The organism is Antrihabitans stalactiti (assembly GCF_012932915.1).
GTDB classification, from domain to species: domain Bacteria; phylum Actinomycetota; class Actinomycetes; order Mycobacteriales; family Mycobacteriaceae; genus Antrihabitans; species Antrihabitans stalactiti.
In genome coordinates this window covers 319,711-332,713 of sequence record NZ_VCQU01000009.1, presented here as the reverse complement: position 1 = coordinate 332,713, position 13,003 = coordinate 319,711, and the positions used below count along the sequence as shown (strand labels likewise).

The 13,003-nt window shown below is 63.2% G+C and carries 14 protein-coding genes; 13 read left to right on the top strand and 1 reads right to left on the bottom strand.

What is annotated here, in order from left to right:
- The first annotated feature begins 131 nt into the window (after positions 1-131).
- A complete protein-coding gene (locus FGL95_RS24515; protein ID WP_169591950.1) occupies positions 132-911 on the top strand; it encodes a hypothetical protein in 780 nt (259 codons plus the stop codon).
- Between the two features lie 57 nt (positions 912-968).
- Here FGL95_RS24515 and FGL95_RS24510 read toward each other — a convergent pair whose 3' ends face one another.
- A complete protein-coding gene (locus FGL95_RS24510; RefSeq protein WP_169591948.1) occupies positions 969-1,415 on the bottom strand; it encodes a hypothetical protein in 447 nt (148 codons plus the stop codon).
- Between the two features lie 223 nt (positions 1,416-1,638).
- Between FGL95_RS24510 and FGL95_RS24505 the strand changes: the two genes are divergently transcribed.
- The 12 genes from FGL95_RS24505 (at position 1,639) to FGL95_RS24450 (ending at position 13,003) form a co-directional block, all read left to right on the top strand.
- Positions 1,639-2,583, top strand: coding sequence for an alpha/beta fold hydrolase (locus tag FGL95_RS24505; protein ID WP_169591945.1), 945 nt, complete (start codon positions 1,639-1,641; stop codon positions 2,581-2,583).
- The gene (locus tag FGL95_RS24500; protein ID WP_169591942.1) at positions 2,580-3,497 is read left to right on the top strand and encodes a metal-dependent hydrolase; all 918 of its coding nucleotides are present in this window, start codon (positions 2,580-2,582) and stop codon (positions 3,495-3,497) included. Before FGL95_RS24505 ends, FGL95_RS24500 begins: the two co-directional genes overlap by 4 nt.
- A gap of 31 nt (positions 3,498-3,528) precedes the next feature.
- Entirely contained in the window at positions 3,529-4,638 is a 1,110-nt protein-coding gene (locus FGL95_RS24495; RefSeq protein ID WP_420838083.1) for a PDR/VanB family oxidoreductase, read from the top strand.
- 89 nt (positions 4,639-4,727) lie between these two features.
- Positions 4,728-6,437, top strand: a complete 1,710-nt coding sequence (locus FGL95_RS24490; protein WP_169591940.1) for a nitroreductase/quinone reductase family protein — start codon at positions 4,728-4,730, stop codon at positions 6,435-6,437.
- Between the two features lie 185 nt (positions 6,438-6,622).
- On the top strand, positions 6,623-7,288 hold the full coding sequence (locus FGL95_RS24485) for a sigma-70 family RNA polymerase sigma factor (protein WP_169591937.1): 666 nt from the start codon (positions 6,623-6,625) through the stop codon (positions 7,286-7,288).
- On the top strand, positions 7,288-8,019 hold the full coding sequence (locus tag FGL95_RS24480; protein ID WP_169591934.1) for an anti-sigma factor: 732 nt from the start codon (positions 7,288-7,290) through the stop codon (positions 8,017-8,019). The genes FGL95_RS24485 and FGL95_RS24480 overlap by 1 nt, the downstream gene beginning before the upstream one ends.
- Before the next feature lie 168 nt (positions 8,020-8,187).
- On the top strand, positions 8,188-8,862 hold the full coding sequence (locus tag FGL95_RS24475) for an LppX_LprAFG lipoprotein (RefSeq protein WP_169591931.1): 675 nt from the start codon (positions 8,188-8,190) through the stop codon (positions 8,860-8,862).
- Between the two features lie 9 nt (positions 8,863-8,871).
- Positions 8,872-9,609: an ABC transporter ATP-binding protein gene (locus FGL95_RS24470; protein WP_169591928.1), complete on the top strand. Its 738-nt coding sequence runs from the start codon at positions 8,872-8,874 to the stop codon at positions 9,607-9,609.
- 7 nt (positions 9,610-9,616) lie between these two features.
- Entirely contained in the window at positions 9,617-10,354 is a 738-nt protein-coding gene (locus tag FGL95_RS24465) for an ABC transporter permease (RefSeq protein WP_169591925.1), read from the top strand.
- Between the two features lie 50 nt (positions 10,355-10,404).
- Positions 10,405-11,187, top strand: coding sequence for an SDR family oxidoreductase (locus FGL95_RS24460; protein ID WP_169591921.1), 783 nt, complete (start codon positions 10,405-10,407; stop codon positions 11,185-11,187).
- Between the two features lie 2 nt (positions 11,188-11,189).
- Positions 11,190-11,852, top strand: a complete 663-nt coding sequence (locus FGL95_RS24455) for a TrmH family RNA methyltransferase (protein ID WP_169591919.1) — start codon at positions 11,190-11,192, stop codon at positions 11,850-11,852.
- 47 nt (positions 11,853-11,899) lie between these two features.
- Positions 11,900-13,003 carry a glycoside hydrolase family 76 protein gene (locus tag FGL95_RS24450; RefSeq protein ID WP_169592075.1) on the top strand — a complete coding sequence of 368 codons (1,104 nt, stop codon included), beginning with the start codon at positions 11,900-11,902 and terminating at the stop codon, positions 13,001-13,003.

The following is a 13,003-nucleotide window of genomic DNA, read 5'->3' as shown; positions in this document are numbered from 1 at the left end:
GGAGCGTCCAGCACGGCGGGGCAGCCACTCCTTTCGAGCCACAAAAGCGGCATCCGATCATCAGCTACACCCCACCGCCCTGGGCATCCAGGGCACCAACCCCAGACACCAACAACCTTAGGGACGAAATCATGAAGACGAACATCAGAATCGGCGCGCTCGCATTCGTCGCTGTGTCGGTCAGCTACTACCTGTGGGTCGGGTCTACCGGCGGTGTGTTCGGTTGGGCGAGTGCAGCTATGGTGTGGCCGATCGTCGCAATCACGGTCGCCATCATGGTGTTCGCCTTCAGCGGCGACGGCATCATGGCCGCATTCACTGGCAAGAACAGCGCAGCATTTCGCAATGGGTTGGTCGGCATCGGAACCGTGACGGGCGTTCGTCCGACCGGAACGACGCTCAACGACCAGCCGCAGGTGCGGATCGACTTCAGCGTAGAAGGCGCCGATGGGAAAGTGTTCCCGTCATCCGCGAAAATGATCGTGCCCCTGACGGAGTTGGCGCTGCTCCGCCCGGGCGTGGTACTCCCGGTCCGCTACTTGGCGGACCGCACCGACAAGGTGGAGGTCGATCGTTCGGGCGACACGGCGCAGATTCAGGCGGCGTTCGACCAGTCGATGATCCGGAAAGGCGTTACGACGCAAGAGAAGCTGGACATTGCAGCAAAGGGCGTCGCAGCCCAGGCTGTCGTGCAGTCGCTGTCGGTTCCCGGCGAAATTCGCAACGGCAATTCGCGACTCGACCTCGGTTTGATCGTCACGCGGCCGGATGGCTCGACCTTCGCGACGCGAGTGGAGAAGTTCCTTCCGCCGAGCAGCGTGTCGCAGGTCCAGGTCGGCAGGGTGGTGCAGGTCCGCTATCTGCCGGGCAACGAAAGCGAGGTCGTTCTCGCCCTTTCTGCCAACGCCTAGCTCACGAACCTCGATCGGCCCCGTACCTTCGCCAAGGTGCGGGGCCGCTCGCGTTATTCAGGGGCACAGCACAATTCGGTCCCTGTTGTGGGGATCGACTCGAATCGAGATCGTCTCGCCCACCGCGAACCGCGGTTTGTCGATCGGCGCGACATCGAACACCAGCCGGCCGCTGTAGGACTCGGACCCTGGCACCGTCAGGACCAGGTCGAGTTCGGTGAGTTCGGATGCGTGGTCCGTACGCGCGACCAGATGTGCGCCCTCGATTCGTGCCCATCCTTCGAGACCACTCTTGCGGATTCGACGGTTCTCGCGTGAAGGAATGTTCGCCAACATCATGCCGACCCCGATGAGGAAGAAGAACAAACCGACGAGCCCGACGACCTGAAACGGAACGGTATCCGGGGGAGTGTGGGCGACCAACCAGCTCGACCACACCGCGAGCAGAATCACATACCCGGCCGCGATGCCGAGGACAGTCCGGACGATGCGCTCGTGGTTCATGGTTGCCTCCCTTCCAGGATAGGCGCGCCACGCCCCACCCTCGTGAGTCTTTTTGGAGTCCCTGGACTCCAAAAAGACTCACAAGGGGTAGTGGGGGCAAGAGTGTGAGCGGTGCTCTCTCCGCTTGACAACTAGGGCCCTATCGTCCATTGTCGGTGTATCCGTACTCGCAGTAACACACACCGTGCCCCTCGGTACGGGACCGTTCAAGGACAGGTTGACAATGACGTTGATCAGTGAGATCGCCCCGCCGCGCGTATTCGACGCAGGCCGTCGATTCACCGTAACCAACGGCCCGATCGAACTCGCAGCGTTCGAGTACGGACCTTCCAATGCCGAGACGATCATCCTGGTACACGGTTGGCCGGACACCCATCACCTGTGGAGCGGCGTCATCGACCGCTTGGCGGATCGCTTCCGCGTCATCGCCTACGACATGCGCGGGTTCGGCGAATCGACTACACCGACGGCGACTTCCGCTTTCGAACTTTCCGAGCTCTCCAAGGACTTGTTCGCCGTGATCGACGCGGTCAGCCCCAATGCCCCGGTTCATGTCGTCGCACACGACTGGGGTGCGGTCGTCGCATGGGACGCGGTCTGTGAGCCCGATGCCGAGCAGCGCATTGCGTCGTACACCTCTATTTCCGGTCCGAATCTCGATCACCTGGGCAAGTGGGTCCGTGACCGGCTCTCGAAGCCCACGCCACGCAACCTCGCCGGACCGTTCAGCCAATTGGCCGCGTCGGCCTACACATTTCTGTTCATGACGCCGGTCGTCTCGGATGCCATCTTCCGGGCGGCGGGCAACAAGAAGATCTGGTCGCGCTTGTTGTGGGCGATGGAGGGCTTGCCGAGCGAGAAGCTCGAGTTCGCCGACACCCTGAAACAAGACATGATCAACGGCCTGCGGCTGTACAGGGCAAACATCATTGCCCGCGTCGTCCGCAATCCGCGTACCCGCACAACCACAGTGCCGGTGCAGCTCATTCTCAATACGCGTGACGTCGCTGTGCGGCCCGAGGGCTACGACGACACCGAGCGCTGGGTCGACCGGCTCGTCCGCACCGAGGTGCAGGCAGGCCATTGGCTGCCGTACTCGCAGCCCGGCGTGATCGCCGACAAGGCCGTGCAGTTCATCGAATCCGTGAACGAGGAGGGCACGCGATGAGGCTTCTCAACCGTGGGACCAAGTCCGACGACCCGATCGTCCAGACCGATCCCGGCAAGGTGGAGCTGCACGCCCGCAACGTGAAGTTCGGCTGGGCCGCGACTCCACTGCACTGGATGCAGTTGGACCCGATCGCCTCGCATCTCATCAGCTCGCTCACCTTGCTACTCCCCGAGGGTGAGCGGATGTTCTGCTCGACCTTCAGCGAGGCGCTGCCGCTGATCAAGGACGAGAAGCTTCGCAAGGACATCCTCGGGTTCATCGGCCAGGAGTCGATGCACGCGGAGACGCACGACAAGGCAATCGGCGAATTCCTCCAGGGCAACGGCATCGACTCGAAGCCGTTCACCGATCAGATGGAATTCATCTTCCGGAAGGTGCTCGGTCCGCGGCCGGAATTCGGCGAAGTTGCGCAGCGGCAGTACTTGCTCGAGCGGCTCGCAGTGATCTCTGGTCTGGAGCACATGTTCGCGTTCCTCGGCGACTGGGTGGTCAACGCGGACCTGGAGAGTTTCGACGCCGATCCCGACATGCTCGACCTGTACCGCTGGCACGGGGCCGAGGAAGTAGAGCATCGCAACGTCGCGCACGACGTCGCCGTCTACTTCGACATGGGCTACGCGCGCCGTAACACCGCCATGGTCATCGCGTTCGCGAGCCTTCTCGTCTTCCTCGTCCGCGGTACGAAGTATCTTGTGCACGAGGATGACTCGCTCGACAACCCAGGCTACCTAGGCGTCATCGGTCGAGTGTTCGGCTCGATGTATCGGGGTTCGCTGCCGACCGTGCCGATGCTCGTGAAAACCCTCGCGATCTGCCTGAAGCCGGGCTACACGCCCGATTCCGTCGGCAGTACCGCGCAGGCGCTTGCCTACTTGGCGAAATCGCCTGCAGCCAGAGCAGCCGCGTCGTGACCCCGGAGCGAAGCGACAGAAAGTCGCTACCGTGACGGGTCGCCGGCCGATACCGGACGGGGTCCCGCTCAATCTGTACGGCAAGCCCAAACGCGATGCGACGATGCGCTTCTACGAGAAGTTCGTAGGGGCGTACATCAAGACGTCGACGCTGATCAATCGACGTGACGTCGTATCGAAGGTGTCCGACGACAGCATGACGTTGGTCGTGCGCGAGCGACGCGTCGAGGCGCACGACGAGAACGTGATCAGTCTGGTGTTGGTCGATCCCGGCGGCGGCGAGTTGCCTGCGTGGCGGCCCGGCGCGCATCTGGATCTGCGCCTGCCGTCCGGACGCCAGCGTCAGTACTCGTTGTGCGGCGATCCGGCGGATCGACGCACGTACCGCATTGCAGTTCGCCGCATTCCCGACGGCGGCGGTGGCTCGGTCGAGATTCACGACACCCTGACCGTAGGGAGTGCGCTGATCGCGCGCGGACCCCGCAACGGCTTCGGGTTCGCAGCGCCTGGCTTTGGATCCCCTTCGGAGCGACTGCATTTCGTCGCAGGTGGCATCGGTATCACCCCGATTTTGCCGATGGCTCGGCTCGCGGAGCGGCTGAAGCTGGACTGGACGTTGACCTACACCGGCCGCAGCCGCGACTCCTTGCCGTTTCTGGAGGAGGTCGAGTCGTTCGGCGACCGCGTGACCGTGCGGACCGACGACGAGCACGGCCTGCCCGACGCCAAAGAGTTGTTGGCGGATGTCCGCGAACACTCTGCTGTGTACTGCTGTGGCCCGGTGTCGATGATCGGGGGCATGCTCGAGGTGCTTCGCGAAGTCACCGATGTGGAGTTTCACTACGAACGCTTCTCCGCCCCACCGGTAGTCGACGGCGTGGCATTCGAGGTCGAGCTGGCCAAGACGGGTGAGGTGCTCGAGGTGCCTGCGGACCGGACCGCGCTCGACGTCATCAGGAAGAGCCGTCCTGACATCGCCTATTCGTGTCAGCAGGGCTTCTGCAGGACATGCGTTGTTCATGTGCTGGCGGGGACTCCGCAACACCGCGAGGTCACTCTGCTCGACGAGGATCGCGAGCGTGGCGAGATGCTGATCTGCGTTTCCCGCTCTGCCGGTGGACGTCTCACACTCGACCTCTGACGTCCCTTGCGGGTATCACGATCGGTGTACTACGGTACTTGAAGTAGACCAATCGGTGTACTGATTGACCGGCGGAGGAGTCCCCGAAGATGGCCGTTCTGCACGATGCGTTGACGCTCCCATGCGGGCAGGTTCTGCCGAACCGCCTGATGAAGTCTGCCCTCAGTGAGGGCCTCGGCAACGCGGGCAATGCGCCGGACGAGCGGCTCGAACGGCTCTACGCCCGGTGGTCGGCGGGCGGCTATGGACTCGTCGTCACCGGAAACGTCATGGTCGATCGCCGCCACCTCGGTGAGCCGGGCAACGTTGTGATCACCGATGATCGTGATCTGGACGCACTGTCGCGGTGGGCGAAGACGACCCAGGACGGCGGGGTGCCGATCTGGATGCAGCTGAATCACCCGGGACGGCAGGCGAATCCACTGGCGACGCGCGACAAGCCGGTCGCTCCGTCGGCTGTCGCAATGGGAATTCCTGGCGCACCCGCGCCGCGTGAGCTGGCCGACGAGGAAATCGTCGACATCGTCGAGCGATTTGCCACCGCCGCGCGCGTCGCCGAGGCGGCGGGTTTCAATGGCGTGCAGATCCACGGTGCGCACGGATACCTTGTGTCACAGTTCCTTTCGCCGCTGGCGAACCTACGGACCGACCGTTGGGGCGGCGACCCGGACCGTCGTATGCGATTCGTTCTGGAAGTGGTGCGCGCCATCCGATCGGTCGTCAATCCCGGATTCGCAGTCGGTATCAAGCTCAACTCGGCCGACTTCCAGCGTGGTGGATTCACCGAAGAGGAATCGCAGTCGGTCGTCGAGCGCTTGTCGGCTGAGAAGATCGATCTCATCGAAATCAGCGGTGGCAGTTACGAATCGCCTGCGATGATGGGTCAGGGAGCGACGCAGTCCGCGAGCACGAAGGCGCGGGAGGCCTACTTCTTGGAATACGCGCAATCGGTGCGCAATGCCGCCGCGCACGTCCCGCTCGCTGTCACCGGTGGATTCCGGTCTCGAGTTGCGATGCTCGACGCGGTCGAGTCGGGTGCGTGCGATGTCGTGGGGCTCGGACGCCCGACCGCGATCACGCCGACGGCGGCCGCTGACGTCCTCACCGAACGCACGGACCGCCTCCACTCGCCACGGATCACGCTCGGCCTGCCGGCGCGGGTCTCAACGCATCCGAACGTCAAGAGCATCAACGGTGCGCTCGATCTACAGTGGCATACCGACCAACTGCATCGCCTCGGTGCAGGAACCGATCCTGATCCGAGCCGGCCTTCGTGGCAGACGGCGGTGACCATGGTCAAGCGAAACGGCATCGACGCCTTTCGAAGCAAAAGGAGTTCCGCTGTGTCCCAACAGAATAAGTCCGACAAGACACTGCGTAAGTTCAAGGTCGAACGCGCGATCGGTCGCTATGTCGCGAACCCGACGGTCCGGGCGCTGGACCGAATCGGCATCAAGACATCGCTCGCCACCGACCTGGAGACGACCGGTCGCAAGACCGGCCTGGCTCGTCGCGTCCCTGTCGCGGCATCCTTCGACGAAACCGGTGCCTGGGTGATCTGCCAGCACGGCACGCGTTCCGGGTGGGGCAGTAACATCGGCGCAGACCCGAAAGTGCGCCTGCGCCAAGGGAATCGGTGGCGGTCTGGGACTGCGGAGTTCGTTCACGACGACGACGTCGTTGCTCGCTCGCGCACGTTCGCGTCGAACCCGGTCTTCGGTGCGTTGACGGGTGCGACATTTCGTGCCCTGCAGAGCACGCCGATCTCGGTACGTATCACCTTCACAGACGGCCAGTGAGGGTCCTGCGCAGACCGTTCAGTCGGTTGCCCAGAGGGGCAAACGGGAAAGAATTTGAATCTGCGACGGCAATTTTGATGTTTACAACCGTCAGATGCCTCTGACAAGAAGTAATTCCGAAAATTGGATCATGCAAATCTGAACCATCTGTGATCCAGACCACGGGGTGGGGCACTAAGGTATCTATGGTGACGCCCGCACGTCCCTTTAGTGACTCCCCTGTTCCGCCTGGCGGCGATGATTCCTCGTCGAGCGACCCGCAGTGCCCGACCGATGTCTCGCGTGTGCTCGCTGTGCGGAAAGTCGAAGCAGGCGAGCTCGGAGAGTTGTTGGCGCTTGTCGGCCGTGGGGATGCCAAAGCTTTCGCGACGTTCTACGACCGCACGTCGGCCAGGGTCTACGGCGTCGCGTTACGTGTCTTGCGAGACGCAGGATTTGCCGAGGAGACAACCCAGGAGATTTACCTTCAAGTCTGGCGCACGGCGTCCAGCTTCGATCCAGCAAAGGGATCGGCTCCGGCATGGCTGATGACGCTCGCACACCGGCGTGCGGTCGACAGGGTGCGCTCCGAGCAGTCGCACACCGATCGCGAGTTCACCTACGGCACCCTCAATCTGCCCGGTGAGTTCGATACCGTCATCGAGGAAGTGTGGGATCGCATCGAACGGCGAGCCGTCTTGGAGTGTCTGAACACGCTTACTTCCAGTCAGCGTGAATCGATTGAGCTGGCTTACTATGGTGGATACACGTATCGCGAGGTAGCAGACCACCTCGGTGTCGGGGTTTCCGCCATCAAGTCTCGTATTCGTGACGGTTTGATTCGACTTCGAGGATGTTTGGCGGTGAGCTGATGAACGACGAGTACGTCGATCTCGCGCACGGTCACGCTCTGCACAACCTCGATTCGGACGAACAGCGCCGCGTCGCCGACATCCTCGCGGGCCCCGAATCGGCAGATTTCGAGGCAACGGTTCGGCAAACTAACGAGACTCTCGCGTCGCTCAGTTCGGTCACTCTTGTGGAACCGCCGCCCGCTTTGCGCGGCCGTTTGCTCGCCCAAATCATGGCGGAGTCGAACCAGCGACCGGTCGAAGAGTCCGCGGTCGACGAGTTGACCGAACGCCGCACGGCGAAGAGTGGACGCTGGCGTATAGCTGTGGCAGCGGCAGCGGCAGCTGTGGTCCTCCTTGCCGGCGGCGTCTTCATCGGGCAGCAGCTGCAGCCGGAGCAAACACCGTCGACGGCAGCCACGGTTCTGGATGCTCCCGATGCTCGAACTGCCGATGCGGCGGTGGCCACCGGAGGCACAGCAACCGTCGTTTACTCCCGCAAAGAGCACGCTGCGGTGGTCATCATGAACGATGTTGCGAAGCCTGCCGCTGACACGGTGTACCAGATGTGGCTGATCCCCAGCAGTGGCAACCCGGTCTCTGCCGGGCTCATCGCTACGGACGCGATCGCACCGACGACCACGGCGGTTGTCACCGACGTCGGCGACGCAACAGCGTGGGCACTTTCCATCGAACCGCAAGGCGGTTCGCCCCAGCCGACGAACCCAATCGTAAAAGTCGCATTTACCTGACATCGGAATGCACGGTCTGGTAATGCCCGACCCGAACGTGATTTGCAGGATCGGTACGTTCGACTAATTATCGCGTGGTAAGACGTTGGTTTATTGATCAATTAGTACCCCTTAATAGAGACGATGCGGGCTCGACGGCAACGGTCGCCGTTGTGGTAAGCCTCATGCATGAGATCCGTGGCCACGCTCGCATGCGCCCTGTTGGCGGCCCTGTCGGTCGCAGGCTGCGCGGGGGACGGTTCCGGCGGACTACCGGACGCCCAGTTGATGATTCGAAACGCCGCAGCGGCAACGAAAGACGTGCGGAGCGCGCATATTCTCCTGACGGCAGACGGCGATGGTTTGGCAGTCGAGAGTGTCGACGCCGATGTCACCCGCAAACCTCCTGCGGCGCACGGTATTGCGGTCCGCAAGCCGGGGGGTCAGCGGGTCGAATTCGCGGAATCGGACGGCATGCTCTTCGTCGTGGGACCGAGCGGCAAGTACCTGCCTGCGCCGCCGCAGATTGCCGCCACGGTGCCCAGCCCGGCTCGAATGCTCGACCCTGAAAGGGGATTGGGCCACACGCTCAGCCAGATTCGCGACGCCACGACGCAAGGCAAGGAAGACGTCGCGGGTGTAGAAGCTTTCAAGATCGTCGGAACCGTGCCTGAAGATGTTCTGGCAGAGCTTATTCCGACAGCAGGTTCTGACGCGACCTTCACGGTATGGCTGCGAGTCAGAGCGCCGCATGCACCGCTGCGGACCAACTTGACATTCACAGGACGAGACGGAAAGTCGGCAACGCTCGCAGTGCAGGTGACCAACGTCAACAAGCCGATCTCGATAACGGCACCGGCATAAGGGGATTCGATGGACAAACCACATGAACATGCCATCGCAGTCGACGACCTTGTCGTGAATCGGGGCGGCAAGTGCGTACTCGACAGCGTCGGTTTCACCGTCGCAGCAGGCAGCGTGACTGGGTTGCTCGGTCCGAGCGGCTCCGGCAAAACTACGTTGCTGCGGTCGATCGTGGGCGTGCAGAAGATTACGTCCGGGACGGTGACCGTTCTGGGTACTCCGGCTGGCTCGCCCGCGCTGCGCAGCAAGGTCGGCTACGTCACGCAATCGCCATCGGTATACGGCGACTTGACGATTCGGCAGAACGTCCGCTACTTCGCCGTCAACTACGGCGTATCCCGAAATGCGGCAGACGAAGCGGTCCGGGCTGTGGGGCTCGGCGACATCGCGAACCAGATGGTCAACTCCCTCTCGGGTGGTCAGCAAGCGCGCGTTTCGCTTGCGTGTGCTCTCGTCGCGAACCCAGCGGTCCTCGTGCTGGACGAGCCGACGGTGGGGCTCGACCCAGTATTACGGCGCGACCTGTGGCAGCAGTTCCACGCGTTGGCTGCCGCCGGGACGACACTGCTGATCTCGAGTCATGTCATGGACGAGGCGGAACGCTGCGAACGGCTTCTACTGCTCCGCGAAGGCCGACTGCTGGCCGACGACGCCCCGGCCTCGCTGCTGCACGCCACAGGTGCTCCCAATTTGGAGGAAGCGTTCCTGCGGCTGATCCTGAACCAACTCCAACCAGCGAAAAGCTGAGGCGACCATGTCGATCAAGATCACGCTGAACACAGTCCTTCGTGTGCTCACGCAAATTCGGCACGACCACCGGACCTTGGCGGTCCTGCTGCTGGTGCCGAGCGTGCTCCTCATCTTGCTGAAAAACATCTTTGCCGACCGACCCGACATCTTCGATCAGATCGGGCTCATGCTGCTCGGCATCTTTCCCTTCGTTTCTATGTTTCTCGTCACAAGCGTCGCCATGCTTCGTGAGCGAGTCAGCGGAACGCTAGAGCGTCTGTTGAGCACGCCGGTGCACAAGCTCGATCTGCTGTTCGGCTACGGCATCGCGTTCGCGATGGTGGCCGTCGTCCAAGCAGTAATCGCGACGGCGGTCAGCTATTTGCTGCTCGGCCTGCAATCGCAAGGAAGCCCAGCTGTGGTGATCGTGATCGCCGCGGCGACCGCGGTTCTCGGCTCGTCGACAGGCCTGTTGACCAGCGCATTCGCCCGTACGGAATTCCAGGCGCTGCAATTCATGCCCGCCGTTGTCGTTCCGCAGATCTTGCTGTGCGGGCTGATTTGGCCGCGCGAGGACATGTCGTCGGTGCTGCAGGCGGTGAGCCATGCGGTCCCGCTGCGTTATGCCGCCGAGGCGCTCGGGGAAATCGAGACGTATCCGCTGCCGACAAATCTCATGTGGCGTGACCTGTTGATCATCGTCGCTTTCGCGGTCGTTCTACTCGCCGGCGGAGCCGCGACACTGCGCCGCCGATCCGCGTGACCGGCCGGAGCGGAGCGACCCACTGATTCAGGGCAATTATTCTGGCCCGTATGAGTAAACCGACTGTGTTCATCACCGGTGCCGCTTCCGGCATCGGTCGCGCGACCGCATTGCGCTTCGCGCGAGAGGGTTACCTGGTCGGCATATACGACGTCGACGAACCAGGCTTGCGCTCGTTGCGTGAGGAGATCGGCAAGGCGGGCGGCGCCTCGTACGCAGGGCTGATGAACGTCGCCGATCCAGCGCAATGGCGCTCGGCGCTGAAGAACTTCTGGTCCGTACACGAACGGCTCGACGTGCTGATCAACAACGCAGGCGTGCTGACCGCCGGGCGATTCGACGAGATGGATTCCGCCACGCACCAAAAGATGATCGACATCAACTTCGGTGGCGTGGTCCACGGCTCGCAAACGGCATTCCCGTACTTGCGGGCGACCAAAGGCGCGCAGGTCGTGAACATGTGCTCGGCGTCGGCGTTCTACGGCCAGCCGGAACTTGCGACCTACGGCGCAACCAAAGCCGCGGTGAAGAGCCTGACGGAGGCGCTGGATCTGGAATGGCGTCGAGACGACGTTCGCGTCATCGCAATCTTCCCGCTCTTCGTGCAGACCAAGATGATCGACGGAGTCGAGACCGGTTCGACGAAGTCGCTCGGCGTAAAGCTCACACCGGAGAATGTTGCCGACGAGGTCTGGAACGCGACCAAGAAGCGCAGCTGGATTCCGACGGTGCACTACGTCGTCGGCCTGCAGGGCAAGGCGTTTGCGGCAGCCGCGAAGTATTCACCGGATTGGATCGTTCGGACCGCCAGTCGAGTGCTGACCCGATCCTGACCATGTCTGCCGACGAGCCCGGCCCCACCGAGTGGGCCGAACACCCCAATGGGGTCGGGCCATGGCTGACCGAATACGGGACGCCGCCGCCGACCGACCCGCGGTACGACGCCGAGTTGCTCGAGCTCGGTGACCGGCGCAACGTCGTCGATGCGTACCGGTACTGGACCCGCGACGCGATCGTCGCCGATATCGATACTCGCCGCCACAGCTTGCACGTGGCGATCGAGAACTTCGGCCACGACTCGAACATCGGCACCGTCGTGCGCACAGCCAACGCGTTCGCTGCAGAGGCTGTGCATATCGTCGGACGACGGCGATGGAATCGGCGCGGAGCGATGGTGACCGACCGCTACCAGCGGATCATTCATCATCCCGATGTCGCCGCCTTGCTCGAGTTCGCAGCTGCGTCGAACCTTGTTGTCGTCGCAGTCGACAACACACCCGGCTCGGTCCCGATCGAAACGGCGGAACTGCCGCGTGCGTGCCTGCTGTTGTTCGGGCAGGAAGGTCCGGGAGTGAGCAACGATGCGCGCGACGGCGCCGAAATGACTGTCTCCATAGCGCAGTTCGGTTCTACGCGCAGCATCAACGCCGGCGTCGCGGCCGGAATTGCGATGCACGCGTGGATTCGCCGACACGCCGATCTCGGGACGGCGTGGTAGCGCGATTCACGCGCAGATTCTACGACGCATCGGACAAGATCATGACTATGCAAGCGGAGTGGTCGGCACGCGCCGACGCAGCGGAACGTGCGATCGAGGCACGACACCTTCGGCGGGTCTGGGGCCTGCCGGGTACCAGGCTCGGAGTGGTCGGCTGGCCCGCCGTCCCCGACGAGCGGTTCATGCTGCGTTGGCACTACTGGTGGCAGGCCCATCTGATCGACTGCGCGGTCGACGCTGCGGAGCGGGAGCCCACCCCGGCGCGGAAGCGCCGAATCGCACGCATCGCCCGGGGCGTCCGGGTTCGCAACCTCACTGGCTGGACCAACAAGTACTACGACGACATGGCATGGCTCGGCATCGCCCTCGAACGCGCGCAACTGACGCAGCTGATCGACTTCCGTCGCGCTGTCGGTGCCCTCGAGTCCGAGCTCTACCAGTCATGGGCACCCGAGGCAGGTGGCGGCATTCCATGGTGCGTCGGCTCGAACTTCTACAACGCACCGGCGAACGGTCCGGCAGGAATCCTGCTGCTTCGCACCGGAAAGGTGTGGCGCGCACAGGAAATGGCGGACTGGCTCGACGTGACCCTGCGCGATCCGGAGACCGGCCTGATTTTCGACGGCACTCGTCCAGCCGCCGGCGGCTTGGAACGCAACATCTACACCTACTGTCAGGGCGTCGTGCTCGGCCTCGAAACGGAATTGGCAGTCCAGCTGGGGGAACCGCGCCACAGTGCACGTGTGCATTCGCTCGTCGCGGCGGTCGAGCAGCGGCTCACGACAAACGGGGTGATCGTCGGGTCGGACGGCGGCGACGGCGGCCTGTTCGACGGGATTCTCGCGCGTTATCTCGCGCTCGTCGCGCGGGTGCTGCCCGGCGACAGTGATGCCGACGTCCTTGCCCGCGAAACTGCCGCACGGATCGTGCTGGCGTCTGCCGAAGCAGCGTGGGAGAACAGCCTGGCAGTCGACGGTCTGCCGTTGTTCGGTCCGGAGTGGTCCATCAAGGCGCGCGTGCCGGACCTGGGGGACTCGGTGGCAGTGCTCAGTGGCGGGTCGGTGTCGTCGTCGTCTTTCGGTGAACGCGACCTCTCGGTTCAGCTCAGCGGCTGGATGCTCATGGAAGCCGCGGCACGGATCGCGTCGTGA

Bases quoted from the DNA above. Each gene is read 5' to 3' on its own strand.
- FGL95_RS24470 (WP_169591928.1), top strand. From the start codon at position 8,872: ATGGACAAACCACATGAACATGCCATCGCAGTCGACGACCTTGTCGTG.
- FGL95_RS24505 (WP_169591945.1), top strand. From the start codon at position 1,639: ATGACGTTGATCAGTGAGATCGCCCCGCCGCGCGTATTCGACGCAGGC.
- FGL95_RS24485 (WP_169591937.1), top strand. From the start codon at position 6,623: ATGGTGACGCCCGCACGTCCCTTTAGTGACTCCCCTGTTCCGCCTGGC.
- FGL95_RS24480 (WP_169591934.1), top strand. From the start codon at position 7,288: ATGAACGACGAGTACGTCGATCTCGCGCACGGTCACGCTCTGCACAAC.
- FGL95_RS24450 (WP_169592075.1), top strand. From the start codon at position 11,900: ATGCAAGCGGAGTGGTCGGCACGCGCCGACGCAGCGGAACGTGCGATC.
- FGL95_RS24510 (WP_169591948.1), bottom strand. From the start codon at position 1,415: ATGAACCACGAGCGCATCGTCCGGACTGTCCTCGGCATCGCGGCCGGG.
- FGL95_RS24460 (WP_169591921.1), top strand. From the start codon at position 10,405: ATGAGTAAACCGACTGTGTTCATCACCGGTGCCGCTTCCGGCATCGGT.
- FGL95_RS24500 (WP_169591942.1), top strand. From the start codon at position 2,580: ATGAGGCTTCTCAACCGTGGGACCAAGTCCGACGACCCGATCGTCCAG.
- FGL95_RS24515 (WP_169591950.1), top strand. From the start codon at position 132: ATGAAGACGAACATCAGAATCGGCGCGCTCGCATTCGTCGCTGTGTCG.
- FGL95_RS24475 (WP_169591931.1), top strand. From the start codon at position 8,188: ATGAGATCCGTGGCCACGCTCGCATGCGCCCTGTTGGCGGCCCTGTCG.
- FGL95_RS24490 (WP_169591940.1), top strand. From the start codon at position 4,728: ATGGCCGTTCTGCACGATGCGTTGACGCTCCCATGCGGGCAGGTTCTG.
- FGL95_RS24465 (WP_169591925.1), top strand. From the start codon at position 9,617: ATGTCGATCAAGATCACGCTGAACACAGTCCTTCGTGTGCTCACGCAA.
- FGL95_RS24455 (WP_169591919.1), top strand. From the start codon at position 11,190: ATGTCTGCCGACGAGCCCGGCCCCACCGAGTGGGCCGAACACCCCAAT.